This is a genomic window from Formosa sp. S-31 (assembly GCF_051172795.1).
Taxonomy (GTDB): Bacteria; Bacteroidota; Bacteroidia; order Flavobacteriales; family Flavobacteriaceae; genus Formosa.
This window is the reverse complement of the sequence record NZ_JAENDK010000008.1, coordinates 50,547-64,958: the sequence shown is the minus strand read 5'-3', so window position 1 is coordinate 64,958 and position 14,412 is coordinate 50,547. Positions and strand designations below refer to the sequence as shown.

The following is a 14,412-nucleotide window of genomic DNA, read 5'->3' as shown; positions in this document are numbered from 1 at the left end:
CTTTTTTAAGGCCTTAAATTGGTATAACTATTATTAATAAATAGATATTTAAATATGTCAAACGACATTAAGATTACAAAAGGTCTAGATATTAAACTTAAGGGTGAGGCAGAAAAGGCTTTAGAGAATGCTGTTGTGAGCAATTCTTACACCATTAGACCAGAAGATTTCCACGGTGTTATTCCTAAGTTAGTTGCGAGAGTTGGTGATAGAGTAAAGGCTGGAAGTCCGGTGTTTTACGATAAAGCGAACGAGTCGGTTCAGTTTGTTTCTCCGGTTTCGGGAGAAATTGTTGAAATTGTACGTGGTGAAAAGCGTAGAATTTTAGCGATTAAGATTCAGGCTGATAAGGAGCAGGTAATTCAGGAAAACGAAAAAATCAATGTTCAATCTGCAGATGCAGAAGCCATAAAAGCTTATTTGTTAGCTTCAGGATGTTGGCCATTTATTAAACAAAGGCCATACGATATTATTGCTAATCCGGGAAAATCGCCAAAAGCGATTTTTGTTTCAGGTTACAATAGTGCGCCTTTAGCGGCAGATTTAGATTTTGTTTTACAAGGCAAAGAAGCAGAATTACAGGCGGCTATTACAGCTTTAGCGAAGTTAACTTCTGGTAAAGTGCATGTGTCTGTTAAAAATGGTGCAAGCTCTCCATTGGCAGGACTAAACGGAGTGGCTTTACACCAGGTTTCTGGCCCGCATCCGGTTGGAAATGTCGGAACTCAGATTAACAAGATTGACCCTGTAAATAAAGGGGAAGTGGTTTGGACTATTAATGCACAAGACCTGGTAATTATTGGAGAAACCCTTTTAACAGGTAAATTTAATGCTGAGCGTATTGTGGCTTTAGCAGGATCGTCTGTTAAAAAACCAAGATACTTCAAGACTAAAATAGGAGCAGAAGTAGCGACTATGATTTATGATAATGGCGTGGAAGAAGGAGGTAATGATCGTATTATTTCTGGTAATGTCTTGTCAGGGAAACAAATAAAGCCAGATGGTAATTTAGATTATTACAGTAACTTAATTACAGTAATTCCTGAAGGTAATGATTATGAGTTTTTCGGGTGGACAGCGCCTGTATTTAACAAGGTGTCTACTTCGAGAGCATTAACTTTCTCTTGGTTAAATCCGAATAAAAAATACAGTTTAAATACCAATACTAACGGAGAGCACAGAGCTTTCGTAGTAACTGGAAATTACGAGCAGGTATTTCCTTTAGATATTTACCCAATGCAGATTTTAAAATCATGTATGTATAATGATTTAGATGAAATGGAAGCACTTGGTATGTATGAAGTTGCTCCGGAAGATTTTGCATTAACAGAATTTGTATGTGTATCTAAACAGCCTCATCAGGAAATAATTAGAAAAGGTTTAGATGTAATGATTAAAGAAATAGGGTAATCATGGGTTTAAAAAGTAATTTACATAATTTAAAAGAAAAGTATAAAGGCACCAAGATGGCGCCGGCGTTTAATGCATTGCATACGTTTTTATACTTGCCAAATGAGACGACTCATAACGGTACTCATATTAAAGCTGCAGACGATTTAAAACGTACAATGAACACGGTAATCATGGCTATGATTCCATGTTTGATTTTCGGTATGTTTAATGCAGGTTATCAGCATCATGTAGCATTAGGAGAAACGGTTAATTTTTTATCGTGGGACTCTTTTTACATCGGATTAATTAAGGTATTACCTTTACTAATCGTGTCTTATGGTGTTGGTTTAGGGATAGAGTTTTTATTCGCCATTATTAAGAAACACGAAGTGGAAGAAGGATACCTTGTAACAGGTATGTTAGTGCCTCTTATTGTACCAATCGATATTCCGTTATGGATGTTAGCCGTAGCAGTAGCTTTTGGTGTTGTAATAGGAAAAGAAGTGTTTGGTGGTACAGGAATGAATATTCTTAACCCTGCTTTAACAATTCGTGCCTTTTTATTCTTCGCATATCCAACGTGGATGTCGGGAGATAAAGTTTGGGTTCACGGTGCAGTTGAGAATGCGAAACAATTGGCTGCAGGTGCTAATGTAGATGCCATTTCTGGAGAAACTATTTTAGGTAGTCTTGCTCAAGGGCATGACATTCACTATTCTGTTAGCGATATGTTCTTTGGTTTTATTCCGGGATCAGTAGGAGAAACATCTACATTCCTTATTTTATTGGGTGGGTTATTCTTAATCTTTACTAAAATAGGAAGCTGGAGAATCATGTTATCATCTGTTTTAGGTGCTCTAGTAATGGGCTTAATTTTTAACGGTGTGGCATCATCAGGATGGATTACTGAAAGCAGTAAATTCTATACTTTAATGAATACTGAGTTCTGGCATCACTTATTAATTGGTGGATTTGCTTTTGGTACAGTGTATATGGCAACAGATCCTGTAACGGCGTCTCAAACCAATAAAGGAAAATGGATTTACGGATTCTTAATCGGTTTCTTATCTATTATGATTCGTGTCTTCAATCCGGCTTATCCTGAAGGTGTAATGTTAGCAATTTTATTAATGAACGTATTTGCTCCAACAATCGATCACTATGTAGTGCAGGGTAACGTTAAGAAAAGAATGAAACGTTTAAAAGTTAAAACGGCATAACAATGGAAAACAGAACAGACAAAAATTCATACACCATTATATTTGCTATCGTAATGGTACTAATTGTAGGTGCGTTATTAGCCTTTACAGCGTCTTCATTAAAACCAAGAATAGCAGAAAACCAACGTATAGAAAAACAACAGAATATTCTTTACGCTATGGGGGTTAACGATAATGATGAAGGTAGTGCCGTTTTCGTATCTACGGCAGATGCTCCTGAATTGTTTAATAAATACATCACAAAGCAAATTGTTGTATTAGACGGAAAAACTACAGAGGATGCTGAAGCTTATTTAATAGATATTAAAAAGGAAAAGGCGGCTGCTGGAAGTGATGCTTCAAAAAGAAGATTACCAATTTTTATTGGAGAAAAAGACGGAGAAACGTATTATGTAATTCCAATTTACGGAAAAGGACTTTGGGATGCTATCTGGGGTTATGTTTCTGTAGATAAGGATATGGTAATCCAAGGTGCTTATTTCGACCATAAAGGAGAAACGCCTGGTTTAGGTGCTAATATTAAAGAACGTTTCTTTATGGATGATTTTATTGGTGAGCACTTATTAGATGCAAACGGAAACTTTAAAGGAGTTGAAGTAGCTAAAGGTAATGCAGATCCTACCAATCAGGATAAAACAGATAACGAGGTAGATGCTATCGCAGGAGCAACCATTACAGGTAACGGTGTTTCAGCAATGATTAAAAGCGATTTGAAGCTTTACAAACCTTATTTTGATAATTTAAAAAACAATTAATTTATGGGACTTTTATCAAAAAAAGACACAAAGTTAATCACCGATCCGTTAGCAGATAATAACCCGATTACCATTCAGGTGTTAGGTATTTGTTCAGCTTTGGCAATTACAGCGCAGTTAAAAGCGTCTATTGTAATGGCTATATCGGTAATGGCGGTGTTAGGCATAGGAAACGTAGTAATTTCTTTATTAAGAAATGTAATTCCTTCAAAAATTAGAATTATAGTACAGTTAGTTGTAGTAGCAGCTTTGGTAATTATAGTAGACCAGGTGTTAAAAGCCTTCTCATACGAGTTAAGTAAAACTTTATCTGTATTCGTAGGGTTAATTATTACAAACTGTATCATTATGGGGCGTTTCGAAGCCTTTGCTTTAGGTAACGGACCTTGGAGATCTTTCCTTGATGGTATTGGTAACGCAGCTGGTTATGGTTTAATTCTTATAATTGTTGGTTTCTTTAGAGAGTTATTAGGTTCTGGTACATTATTAGGATTTAAAGTATTAGGAGACCCAATCGAGAAGACCGGACTTTATGCTATAGGATACGAAAATAACGGATTCATGTTATTGTCGCCTATGGCCTTAATTGTTGTGGGTATAATTATCTGGGTACAACGTTCTAGAAACAAAGCATTAATCGAAGATCATTAAAATAGTAATGAGATTTTAGATGTGATGTGTTAGACTTTTAAAATATTCACTTCTCAATGCTCACTACTTAATACTAAGACATATGGAACATATAGAATTATTTTTTAAATCAATATTTATAGATAACATGGTATTTGCCACCTTCCTTGGAATGTGTTCTTACCTGGCCGTATCTAAAAAAGTATCTACAGCGGTTGGTTTAGGTGCTGCAGTAATCTTCGTTCTTGCAGTAACGGTACCTGTAAACTGGTTATTAGATCAATATATTTTACAACCTGGAGCTTTAAAATGGTTAGGTGCAGAGTATGCCGACTACGACTTAAGTTTCTTATCCTTTATTTTATTTATTGCCACCATTGCAACTATGGTACAGTTAGTAGAAATTGTAGTTGAGAAATTTTCACCATCGTTATATAACTCTCTTGGTATTTTCTTACCGCTTATTGCCGTAAACTGTGCAATTTTAGGGGGATCATTATTCATGCAGTCTCGTGAAATTCCAACTATTGGTTTAGCAACAACTTATGGTATAGGTTCAGGAATAGGTTGGTTTTTAGCAATTTTAGCTATTGCTGCAATTCGCGAAAAAATCAGATATTCTAACGTACCACCTGCATTAAGAGGTCTAGGAATTACTTTTATTATTACTGGGTTAATGGCTATCGGGTTTATGAGCTTTGGTGGTATGTTAACCGGAGGTGATGATGAAGGAGCTAAAGAAGAAAAAACGGTACATGTAGAAACTCCAAAAGCTGAAAAAGCTAGCGAGTTAGCCGATAATACTAAAGAAATCAACTAAGATATCATGACGATTTTAGCAGCAACTACAACAGGAACCATCGTAGCAACAGTAGCAGCCTTTTTGGTTATTACACTAGTTTTAGTGTCTTTATTGCTATTTGTTAAGCAAAAATTATCACCATCCGGTCCTGTTAAAATTAAGATTAATGGTGAAAAGGAAATTGAAGTAAGTTCTGGAGGTAGTTTATTATCTACTTTAGGAAATTCAAAAATATTCTTACCATCAGCTTGTGGTGGTGGTGGTACATGTATTCAGTGTGAATGTCATGTATTATCTGGAGGAGGTGAAGCTTTACCAACAGAAACACCTCACTTTACAAGAAAGGAATTACAACACGGAGCACGTTTAGCTTGTCAGGTAAAAGTTAAGCAGGATATGGAAATTACCATTCCGGAAGAAGTGTTTGGTATTAAAAAGTGGGAAGCAACTGTAGTTCGTAACTATAACGTAGCCTCGTTTATTAAGGAGTTCGTTGTGGAAATTCCTGAGGATATGAATTACAAAGCAGGTGGATATATTCAGATTGAAATTCCAGAATGTGAAATTAAATATTCTGATATTGATATTACAGCGCACCCAGAGGAGCACGAAACTCCAGATAAGTTTAAGGACGAATGGGATAAATTTAATTTATGGCCATTAGTAATGAAAAACACAGAGTTGGTAGAGCGTGCGTACTCTATGGCTTCTTACCCTGCAGAAGGGCGTGAAATTATGCTTAACGTGCGTATTGCTACGCCACCATGGGATAGAAATAAAAACGGATGGATGGATGTAAACCCTGGTGTTGCTTCATCTTATATTTTCTCAAGAAAGAAAGGGGATAAAGTTACTATTTCTGGACCTTACGGAGAGTTCTTTATCAACGAATCTGATGCTGAAATGCTTTATGTAGGTGGTGGAGCTGGTATGGCGCCAATGCGTTCGCACTTATACCACTTATTCAAAACCTTAAAAACAGGTCGTAAAGTAACGTATTGGTATGGTGGTCGTTCTAAACGTGAATTATTCTATTTAGAGCACTTCTACGAATTAGAAAGAGAATTCCCTAATTTCCGTTTCTTCTTAGCGCTTTCTGAGCCTTTACCAGAAGATAACTGGAAAGTTAAAGCTGATATTGATGCGCCTGGAGATGGTTTCGTAGGTTTCATTCACAACTGTGTTATCGATAACTATTTAAGTAAACATGACGCACCAGAAGATATCGAATTATATTTCTGTGGACCTCCATTAATGAACAAAGCGGTTCAGAAAATGGGTGAGGATTTCGGTTTACCGGATGAGAACATCAGATTTGACGACTTCGGAGGATAATATTTTCCTAAATATATTTAGAAAAACCCAACAATATAATTGTTGGGTTTTTTTGTTGTTGGTTAAGAATAGCTTTTTCTGTGATGACATGTTGTTATGTTTTTAATCTGATTTTAGGCTTATTCATAAAATTATAGGAACATTAGTTTATAGGTATTTAATCTTTTCCTAGTCTTTTAAATAGTGAGTTGGTTTGCAGTACAAAACATATGTATCTACATTTTCGTGGTCATAAAACTTGTCTTTTTAATTTCTGCATTCTTAAAATGATTGCAAGTAAAAACTTACAAAATTGCTATTCAATGGATTTTCTTCATGTAAATAATTTCTGATATAAGTCTATCTTTGATTCATTAAAAATTTAACTTATACCAACAATTATGAAAAAACTTTTATTACTATGTTCTCTGTTAGTGGGAACATCTGCCCTAATCTCTTGTAGCAGTGATGATGATTCTTCGGAAGATAAAATACCTGTTGCTAATCCCATTACTTTATCTGTTGATGTTACAAGTATCGATAAGGGAGGTTCTGTTACTTTTACCGTAATGAACGACCTTGAAGAAAATGTAACAACTAGTTCTACTTATTTTATCGATGGTCAGGAGATTTCTCAGGTTTTTACTCCTTCCGAAGCTGGTTCGTATACCATTCACGCTACAAACGATAATTTAATTAGTAATACTGTTACTGTAGAGGTGAATGCAGTGCAAGAAGAGAATTCAATCTTTTTCAAAGAAGAAAATTATAAATTAGAAAATTCATTATTGGCTTACTATGGTAATGTAGATGCTGTTGATGATGGCGTTGAAGAAAATACTCATGGATATTGGGTAGTAGCGGCAGGAAATGGTGATTTCAACACTACAGATTCTACAGACTATATTTATTCTATTTTATTAACTGATATTACTTCGGAAGGCGAAGCTTATTTGCCTAGTAGTGCAGACAATACTTATTATTATGCTTTAGCATTATTAACTTTAGATGGGGTAAATATTGTAGAAAATGGTACTACTGAAGAAGATATAACTTTCGCAATCAATGCAGACTTCTCTGAAACTGCCGATTTCACTTATAGTGCTTCTATAATCAACGGTACCCCAATTGCTATTGATTACACAGGTACTTATTTAGGTTATGCAGATTTGACTACAAGCGATCGACCTTCAGGAGTTACGAGTCTTTCTGATATGAATCTTAAAATCGATTCTTCTGTATTAAAGGGGTTATTAAGAAAATAAAAGTTAATTATTTTAGAATTAGTAGAGGCTGTCCGTGAAGACAGCCTTTTTTATGCGTTAAAATATTTTGATTATCGAATTTAAAATGCCAAATTTATAAGGTTCAACCTAAGTGTTTTATGTCAGATAGAATTACGAGGTTTTTAATACGTGTTATATGTTATTCAACTCCCTGGATTTCGCCGTTTTTCTGCCTATCGTATTTGTGTTATACTGGTTTGTAACTAATAGGAGTTTAAAATTTCAAAATCTCCTTATTCTTGGTGCAAGTTATTTTTTTTACGCGTGTTGGGATTATCGCTTTTTAGCACTTATTCTATTTAGTACTATAGTAGATTTTACTGTAGGTTTAGCATTGGCTAAAGAGAATAATATAAGAACCCGAAAAATTTTACTATTAACCAGTGTTATAATTAACCTTGGATTCTTGGGGTTCTTTAAGTATTACAATTTCTTTTTAGGCAATTTTATAGATGCATTTTCTTTCTTTGGGCAAAAAATAAATGTTGGTTTACTTCATATCATCCTTCCAGTCGGGATAAGTTTTTATACCTTTCAAACGTTAAGCTATACTATTGATATCTACCGGAAGCAATTAGAGCCAACAAAAAACTTTATTGTATTTGCTTCCTTTGTTGCTTTTTTTCCACAATTAGTTGCGGGGCCAATCGAGCGAGCGTCTCATTTATTGCCTCAGTTTTATAAAAAGAGGGAGTTCAACTATAGTCTGGCAGTTGATGGTATGCAGCAAATACTTTGGGGCTTATTCAAAAAAGTGGTTATAGCAGATGGCTCTGCTTCAATAGTCAATGAGATATTTAATAATTATCACGATTATTCCGGTAGTACTATTGTACTTGGAGTAATATTTTTCAATTTTCAACTTTATGGTGACTTTGCAGGGTATTCTGATATCGCTATAGGAGTGTCCAGGTTATTTGGATTTGATTTAAAACGAAATTTTGCGTTTCCTTATTTTGCCAGAGATATTGCCGAGTTTTACAGGAGATGGCATATCTCGTTAACCACATGGTTCAGGGATTATTTATATATACCGCTTGGAGGTTCTCGGGTAGGTTTAGCAAAGCGTATTAGAAATGTATTTATAATTTATATTGTTAGTGGCTTTTGGCATGGCGCCAACTGGACGTTTATAGTTTGGGGGGCACTGAATGCTATTTATTATCTCCCCTTAATGATTTTTAATATAAACAGATCTAATCTTGACATAGTAGCCAAGGGGAAATTATTACCCGGAATAAAAGATGTTAGCTTAATCATGATAACTTTTGCTTTAACGGGGCTGTCCAGAATCTTCTTTAGGTCAGATAACATCCAGCAGGCTTTAACGATGTTAAGTTCTATCTTTAACTTTTCACTTTTTAAAATGCCTTATTTTCCTGGTATGGGATTGAAAATGGGATTGATGGTTATGGTTGTTGTATACTTTACTATAGAATGGATTGGGAGAGAACAGGATTTTGGGTTGCAGATTATTAGAAAAGTGAATTATCGCCCAGTACGTTGGGCCAGCTTTTTATTAATTGCGTTATCGATATTTTACTACTCAATAACCATCGACGGGCAACAGTTTATTTATTTCCAATTTTAAGAGCTATGAAAGTATTTCTAAAAAAAACTATATTGATTTTGCTCTTGGGCTACAGTATCATTTTTATGCTTAATTATGCTTTATATAAACATTATACAAATACGATTGCATGGAAATTGGATAATATAGATGAAGCTACCGCATCGAATACAGAAGTTATTTTTGCAGGAAGTTCCAGATGCTGGTATCATTTCGATCCTGAATTATTCAAAGCGAATTTTAATTTGAATGGTATCAATATGGGATTGCGAGGCTACCCGCAAATTGAGGTCGCTTTTTACAGATTGAAAACTTATATAAATGAAACTAAGAAAGCTCCTAAATTTGTGATTTTGGCTTTCGATGCTCGTACTAAAGTAGATCCGGAATCTTATAAAACATATCTGGATAGAAAAAATAGATTCAGTATTAATTCAACAATTCCATTCAATAAGAATGCATCTTTCAATAAGGAAAGTTCTAATGCTTTGTTAGAGCGTGTTGTTCCTTTATATGGGTTTTTGAAGTATGAGAATTTAGATGATTATATCGATTTGGATAAAAATCCTTACGCCAGAGTTGGGTACGGAAAGGTGGAAGGTGATGGTTTTAATTTACAACGCGGTATGAATCTGGATGAAGGCTGGGATGTGTATTATAAAGACCATCAAAAATTCAATCAAATCCACACGGCACTTAAGGATTTTAATGAATACTGTAAAGCAAAAAATATTAAATTAATTTGTGTGGGAACTCCTGTTTATAAAGATATCTATGACCCTAAATCTTTCGAGGTTTCACGGGAAATCTGCGAAGAATTAAATATTGATTATATTGATGCTAATATTGAATCTATACGAAATGAAAAGTCGAATTTTTTCGACCCTATTCACTTAAACTTTAAAGGGGTTTCTAAGTTAAGTACATATTTATCTCATAATAAATCATTCACTGCTTTGTTGTCAAAATCATAAGGAGCCATGAAACTCATATTGAAATAGTCGGGAACAATCCATAACGTCTGGGATACCATCAAATAAACATAATAGTGAGACCACTGCACTTAAGCCTTTAAATAAATTATCTTTGCTTAAAGGACTTTTTGGTTTTCTGTTTTTATGGTGTAAAGGGACTGTGTAACCACAGGCTTTTAAAAATTCAGCTTCAATTTGTAGTAGCTCTAAAGGCGTGTATCCGTTAAAACGTCGCCCTAAGTTTTGATGGACCTGTCCTAAATAATTTAGTTTTGTTGTGCCATGACTGTCAGATAAGTATTTCCAGGAGTCTGTTCGGTCTAAAATATTTCCCACTGCACAACTTTTACAACATTCCGGATGTAAGCTGTTATCGTGAAATGCTGTGTATAATTTCTGGATAGCCGTATTAAATCGCGATGTTGTTTTCATTTTTACTAAAATTTTTATTGTCATTAAGTTACGAAAATTTTATTTGTGATTTCAATTTTTAGTTTTAGAGCAGCTAAAGTGTTAATTTTGCAGCATGAGTAAAGCACTTACAAAACAGGAGTTACACAACCTTGCCATGAATCATGTGGGCAAGGATTTAGAACAACGCGGATTTGAATTCGTAGCAGTTAACAGCAAATTAAAACGGCATCCTCAGTTTGTTTGTATCGATAAAAACAGTCAGTATTTTTTCGTAGTAGTACGCGCTGTTATATTGCCGGAAAATCCTAATAATTACGATGTGGTCTGGATGGAAAGTTTTAAAGCGCATGCGCGGTCTAAAAACGCTAAGGTCTTGTATGCAGGTGTGGGGCTTGGTAATCCTAATGGCGAAGATTTGCCTGTTTATTTAAACGAAGAATATTTATTAGAATACAATGGTATTCAGGTTATAGAAACACATCTGAATTAATATGAAGTATTTAAGTTTTTTACTGGGGCTTATACTGTTTGCCGGATGTAGTGATGCATCAAAAAATGTAAAATTATCAGGTCCTGTATTCGGAACCTCGTATTCTGTTCAGTATTATTCAGGGAAAGATGTGAATTACCAGGTACAGTTTGATAGTTTGTTCGCAGTCATAAATAAATCCATGTCCACTTATATTCCGGATTCTGATATTTCGAAATTAAACAGGAATGAATCCGATAGTATAGATAATCATTTTATAGCGGTATTCGATAATTCTATAACCATTTACAAAGCCACAGAAGGCGCATTCGATCCTACCATTGGTGTTTTGGTTAATGCATGGGACTTTGGCCCGGAAAAGGAAATTATCGGCTTAGATAGTCTTAAAATTGATAGTTTGATGCTAAGTGTAGGACTGGATAAAGTGCAGCGTCATGGAAGTCGTATTGTAAAGGCTGATGCGAATACCTTTTTAGATTTTAATGCTATCGCCAAGGGCTATGGAGTAGATGTAATTGCCGATTTTCTGGAAAGTCAGGGAGTGGTCGATTATCTTGTAGAAATTGGCGGTGAGATTAGAACAGGCGGAATCAATAAGGAGAAGCAATCTGCATGGAAAGTAGGGGTCGAGATGCCGCATTTTGATGGTACGCAATCTATTTTAAAGGCTATAGAACTTCATAATCGGGCGATGGCTACTTCCGGGACGTACAGGAAATTTAAAACAGATGAAGCGGGGAACAGGTATTCTCATATTATAGACACGAAAACGGGGTATCCAAGTAAAACGAATTTATTGAGCATTTCGGTTATTGCCGATAAGTGCATGACGGCAGATGCTTATGCTACGGCGTTTAAGGCTATGGGGATAGATGGGGTAAAACAGTTTTTAACGCGACACCCGGAATTGCAGGTGTTTTTAATATTTGAAAATTCAAATCAGGAATTGGAAACCTTAGGTTTAAACGGATTTCCGGAATAATAAGGGTTTTAAATAAAATGTAGTATTAGGAGTATCCATCCGGCTACAAATAATAAGCCCCCAACAGGAGTAACCGGTCCTAGAATTTTTAATTTATTACCTTTCATGTCCGAAAGGATTAAACCGTAAATGCTGAATGAAAATAACATGATACCTATAGTGAAACACCAAAAAATAGCAGCAGGTAGAGCTAAGTTTGTATTCAAGCCTAAGGCAAGTAATACTATGGCGTGATACATTTGATACCGTACCCCAACTTCAAAGCTATGCTGCTGATCCGGAGTTAATACCTTTTTTAATGCATGTGCACCAAATGCACCCAGAATTACTGAAAACAATCCGAAAAAAGCGCCGGTAAGTATAAAAGTTGATGGATTCATAGTTTCTTATTTTTATTTACGAACAACCGGAATAATTTCACCTTTAGCCAGACAAAAGCGTTCGATATCAGCTTCGGAAAATGTTGCAGTATAATCTACTTCTTCAACTTTAAATCCGATACTTCTGAGCTTATTAAAATAATCGCGACCATAAACACGAACATGGTCGTATTGCCCGAATATTTTTGCGCGTTCGGCTTTGTCTGTAATCGTATCGTCTTCAAAAGTTGTTTCTCGGTTTAAATCCTGAGGAATCTGGAAGATGCCCATACCTCCCGGTTTCATAACCCGAAATAATTCCTGCATGGCTTTGGTGTCATCCGGAATATGTTCCAGGACATGGTTACACAGAATAACGTCAAAACTATCATCTGCAAAAGGAAGATTACAAATGTCGGCTTTAACATCAGCTATCGGCGATACTAAATCGGTAGTGGTGTAGTCCAGATTTTTTAAGGCTTTAAAACGCTTTAAAAAACATTGTTCAGGAGCAAAATGCAATACTTTTTTCGGAGCTGTAAAAAAGTTTGTTTCCTGTTTTAAATACAGCCATAACAATCTGTGGCGCTCTAAAGATAAGGTCGAAGGCGATAAGACATTATTGCGTTGTCTCCCGTAACCATAAGGTAAAAAGGTTTTAAAACGTTTACCGTCTATAGGATCTGTAAAGGTATCACCTTTTAAAGCAGCAGCCAGTAACGGGCGTACCCAATAACTAAGCCTGATGAGTAATGGTCTTGGAACCGTATTTAATACAAGTTTGAAGGCTTTTTTCATTACAGCACTAAAGCAGTCTGGCGAAATTCGTCCTCTTCTGTGGTTTCTATACCTAAAGCCTGATTAATATAAGCAAAGGTTGATAGTAATTCCGGTTTACCATCTACAAGAGCGACATCGTGTTCAAAGTGAGCACTTGGTTTATTGTCTAAAGTAGTAATGGTCCAGCCGTCTCGGTGTTGTTTAATGCGTTGTGTTCCTAAATTTATCATGGGTTCGATGGCGACTACCATACCTTCTATAAATTTTTTACCACGTCCGCGTTTACCGTAATTAGGCATTTCAGGATCTTCGTGCATTTTTCTTCCCAATCCGTGACCTACCAGTTCGCGAACTACTCCGTATCCATGGGCTTCGCAGTAATTTTGAATGGCATAACCAACATCTCCTACACGGTTGCCAAGTTTAAATTCACGTATTCCCACGTAAAGTGATTCACGGGTAACATCTAATAATTTTTGAACCTCCGGAGCAATTTCTCCTACAGCAAAAGTATAAGCGTGGTCGCCGTAAAAGTCATTTTTTAATGCGCCACAGTCTATAGAAATAATATCGCCTTCCTGTAAAGGTGTATTATTAGGAATACCATGTACTACCTGAGCATTGGGGCTCATACATAGTGTGTTCGGGAAATCGTAAAGACCTAAAAAACCAGGAATAGCGCCGTGGTCTCTTATACAGGTTTCAGCAATTTTATCAAGCTCTAAAGTGGTAACTCCGGGTTTAACGGCTTTGGCTAATTCACCTAAAGTTTTAGATACAATTAGAGCACTTTCGCGCATTAATTCAATTTCTTCTCTTGTTTTTACTATAACCATGATTCAAAAAATAAGGGCAAAGATACTTAAAATATATTAGGAGCACAGGATTAGCCCTCGTTTTAATAAGGCTTTAAGACTTTGAGCGGATTGGTATTATTTGCCTTTTAAAAATGAAAAAAGACCTTTCTTCTTAGGTTCTGCTAATGGCGACTGGTTGTTGTTAGATAGTAACTGATAGATTTCTCCCCAGCCATAGAATCCGCCAACATTACGATCGTCTATAAAAATATCGGCATTTATTTTCCTGCTTTTCGCAGGATCGAAAACTTCTTCCGGGAAACTGGCATTTACGGCGTAAAATTCTATGCCGTTTTCTTTGCAGAATGCTACAGCCTCATCTAAGGTTTTGCCGCATCTGTAGGTCCATAGAATCAGGCGATGACCATCTTTTTGTAAGCGCTTAAGGGTTTCGAAAGCAAAGGTTTTAGCTTTGCCGACTCTTGGGTAAGCGTCTTCAACTATGGTGCCATCAAAATCTACTGCAATTATTAATTTATCCTGAAATATCATGTAATAAAGTCCTTCTAGTTTTGGGTATTCTTAAAAGTAATAAAACCTTCGGCAAAGAAACTGCCGAAGGTTTTAATTTACAAATTTTTTATGAC

The 14,412-nt window shown here is 35.7% G+C and carries 16 protein-coding genes; 11 read left to right on the top strand and 5 right to left on the bottom strand.

The features are described 5' to 3' along the window. The first annotated feature begins 54 nt into the window (after positions 1-54). From I3217_RS09905 to I3217_RS09865, 9 genes are all read left to right on the top strand, one after another. A complete protein-coding gene (locus I3217_RS09905; protein ID WP_435049600.1) occupies positions 55-1,410 on the top strand; it encodes a Na(+)-translocating NADH-quinone reductase subunit A in 1,356 nt (451 codons plus the stop codon). Between the two features lie 2 nt (positions 1,411-1,412). Continuing rightward, the gene (locus I3217_RS09900; RefSeq protein WP_435049599.1) at positions 1,413-2,612 is read left to right on the top strand and encodes an NADH:ubiquinone reductase (Na(+)-transporting) subunit B; all 1,200 of its coding nucleotides are present in this window, start codon (positions 1,413-1,415) and stop codon (positions 2,610-2,612) included. Positions 2,613-2,614: 2 nt separating this feature from the next. After that, positions 2,615-3,367, top strand: a complete 753-nt coding sequence (locus I3217_RS09895; RefSeq protein WP_435049598.1) for a Na(+)-translocating NADH-quinone reductase subunit C — start codon at positions 2,615-2,617, stop codon at positions 3,365-3,367. A 3-nt stretch (positions 3,368-3,370) separates the two neighbouring features. Then, positions 3,371-4,018, top strand: a complete 648-nt coding sequence (locus tag I3217_RS09890) for an NADH:ubiquinone reductase (Na(+)-transporting) subunit D (RefSeq protein ID WP_435049597.1) — start codon at positions 3,371-3,373, stop codon at positions 4,016-4,018. Positions 4,019-4,100: 82 nt separating this feature from the next. After that, complete coding sequence (gene nqrE / locus I3217_RS09885; RefSeq protein WP_435049596.1) at positions 4,101-4,817, top strand: NADH:ubiquinone reductase (Na(+)-transporting) subunit E; 717 nt, start codon at positions 4,101-4,103, stop codon at positions 4,815-4,817. A 6-nt stretch (positions 4,818-4,823) separates the two neighbouring features. Beyond that, positions 4,824-6,134 (top strand): NADH:ubiquinone reductase (Na(+)-transporting) subunit F, encoded by a 1,311-nt coding sequence (gene nqrF, locus I3217_RS09880; RefSeq protein ID WP_435049595.1) that lies wholly within the window; start codon positions 4,824-4,826, stop codon positions 6,132-6,134. 380 nt (positions 6,135-6,514) lie between these two features. Further along, positions 6,515-7,378: a hypothetical protein gene (locus tag I3217_RS09875; RefSeq protein WP_435049594.1), complete on the top strand. Its 864-nt coding sequence runs from the start codon at positions 6,515-6,517 to the stop codon at positions 7,376-7,378. A gap of 157 nt (positions 7,379-7,535) precedes the next feature. After that, positions 7,536-8,990, top strand: coding sequence for an MBOAT family O-acyltransferase (locus tag I3217_RS09870; RefSeq protein WP_435049593.1), 1,455 nt, complete (start codon positions 7,536-7,538; stop codon positions 8,988-8,990). Positions 8,991-8,995: 5 nt separating this feature from the next. Continuing rightward, a complete protein-coding gene (locus I3217_RS09865; protein ID WP_435049592.1) occupies positions 8,996-9,943 on the top strand; it encodes a hypothetical protein in 948 nt (315 codons plus the stop codon). Here the strand turns inward: I3217_RS09865 and I3217_RS09860 are convergent. Then, on the bottom strand, positions 9,938-10,375 hold the full coding sequence (locus I3217_RS09860) for a Na(+)-translocating NADH-quinone reductase subunit F (RefSeq protein ID WP_435049591.1): 438 nt from the start codon (positions 10,373-10,375) through the stop codon (positions 9,938-9,940). The two genes, I3217_RS09865 and I3217_RS09860, sit on opposite strands and share 6 nt — an antisense overlap. A gap of 94 nt (positions 10,376-10,469) precedes the next feature. On the opposite strand from I3217_RS09860, the gene I3217_RS09855 reads away from it, so the two are divergent. Both I3217_RS09855 and I3217_RS09850 read left to right on the top strand, forming a co-directional pair. After that, positions 10,470-10,847: a Na(+)-translocating NADH-quinone reductase subunit F gene (locus I3217_RS09855; protein ID WP_435049590.1), complete on the top strand. Its 378-nt coding sequence runs from the start codon at positions 10,470-10,472 to the stop codon at positions 10,845-10,847. Position 10,848: 1 nt separating this feature from the next. Next, entirely contained in the window at positions 10,849-11,829 is a 981-nt protein-coding gene (locus I3217_RS09850; RefSeq protein ID WP_435049589.1) for an FAD:protein FMN transferase, read from the top strand. An 8-nt stretch (positions 11,830-11,837) separates the two neighbouring features. On the opposite strand, the gene I3217_RS09845 is transcribed toward I3217_RS09850, so the two are convergent. From I3217_RS09845 to I3217_RS09830, 4 genes are all read right to left on the bottom strand, one after another. Continuing rightward, positions 11,838-12,209, bottom strand: coding sequence for a DUF423 domain-containing protein (locus tag I3217_RS09845; protein WP_435049588.1), 372 nt, complete (start codon positions 12,207-12,209; stop codon positions 11,838-11,840). 12 nt (positions 12,210-12,221) lie between these two features. Further along, complete coding sequence (locus I3217_RS09840; RefSeq protein WP_435049587.1) at positions 12,222-12,986, bottom strand: class I SAM-dependent methyltransferase; 765 nt, start codon at positions 12,984-12,986, stop codon at positions 12,222-12,224. Continuing rightward, on the bottom strand, positions 12,986-13,804 hold the full coding sequence (map, locus tag I3217_RS09835; RefSeq protein WP_435049586.1) for a type I methionyl aminopeptidase: 819 nt from the start codon (positions 13,802-13,804) through the stop codon (positions 12,986-12,988). Before map ends, I3217_RS09840 begins: the two co-directional genes overlap by 1 nt. A 96-nt stretch (positions 13,805-13,900) precedes the next feature. Next, on the bottom strand, positions 13,901-14,317 hold the full coding sequence (locus I3217_RS09830) for a BT0820 family HAD-type phosphatase (RefSeq protein WP_435049585.1): 417 nt from the start codon (positions 14,315-14,317) through the stop codon (positions 13,901-13,903). Positions 14,318-14,412 lie beyond the last annotated feature (95 nt).

Excerpts from the sequence above, each read along its gene's own strand:
- I3217_RS09900 (WP_435049599.1), top strand. The coding sequence starts at position 1,413 with ATGGGTTTAAAAAGTAATTTACATAATTTAAAAGAAAAGTATAAAGGC.
- I3217_RS09905 (WP_435049600.1), top strand. The coding sequence starts at position 55 with ATGTCAAACGACATTAAGATTACAAAAGGTCTAGATATTAAACTTAAG.
- I3217_RS09860 (WP_435049591.1), bottom strand. The coding sequence starts at position 10,375 with ATGAAAACAACATCGCGATTTAATACGGCTATCCAGAAATTATACACA.
- map (WP_435049586.1), bottom strand. The coding sequence starts at position 13,804 with ATGGTTATAGTAAAAACAAGAGAAGAAATTGAATTAATGCGCGAAAGT.
- I3217_RS09845 (WP_435049588.1), bottom strand. The coding sequence starts at position 12,209 with ATGAATCCATCAACTTTTATACTTACCGGCGCTTTTTTCGGATTGTTT.
- nqrE (WP_435049596.1), top strand. The coding sequence starts at position 4,101 with ATGGAACATATAGAATTATTTTTTAAATCAATATTTATAGATAACATG.
- I3217_RS09870 (WP_435049593.1), top strand. The coding sequence starts at position 7,536 with ATGTTATTCAACTCCCTGGATTTCGCCGTTTTTCTGCCTATCGTATTT.
- I3217_RS09895 (WP_435049598.1), top strand. The coding sequence starts at position 2,615 with ATGGAAAACAGAACAGACAAAAATTCATACACCATTATATTTGCTATC.
- nqrF (WP_435049595.1), top strand. The coding sequence starts at position 4,824 with ATGACGATTTTAGCAGCAACTACAACAGGAACCATCGTAGCAACAGTA.
- I3217_RS09855 (WP_435049590.1), top strand. The coding sequence starts at position 10,470 with ATGAGTAAAGCACTTACAAAACAGGAGTTACACAACCTTGCCATGAAT.
- I3217_RS09840 (WP_435049587.1), bottom strand. The coding sequence starts at position 12,986 with ATGAAAAAAGCCTTCAAACTTGTATTAAATACGGTTCCAAGACCATTA.
- I3217_RS09875 (WP_435049594.1), top strand. The coding sequence starts at position 6,515 with ATGAAAAAACTTTTATTACTATGTTCTCTGTTAGTGGGAACATCTGCC.
- I3217_RS09830 (WP_435049585.1), bottom strand. The coding sequence starts at position 14,317 with ATGATATTTCAGGATAAATTAATAATTGCAGTAGATTTTGATGGCACC.
- I3217_RS09865 (WP_435049592.1), top strand. The coding sequence starts at position 8,996 with ATGAAAGTATTTCTAAAAAAAACTATATTGATTTTGCTCTTGGGCTAC.
- I3217_RS09850 (WP_435049589.1), top strand. The coding sequence starts at position 10,849 with ATGAAGTATTTAAGTTTTTTACTGGGGCTTATACTGTTTGCCGGATGT.
- I3217_RS09890 (WP_435049597.1), top strand. The coding sequence starts at position 3,371 with ATGGGACTTTTATCAAAAAAAGACACAAAGTTAATCACCGATCCGTTA.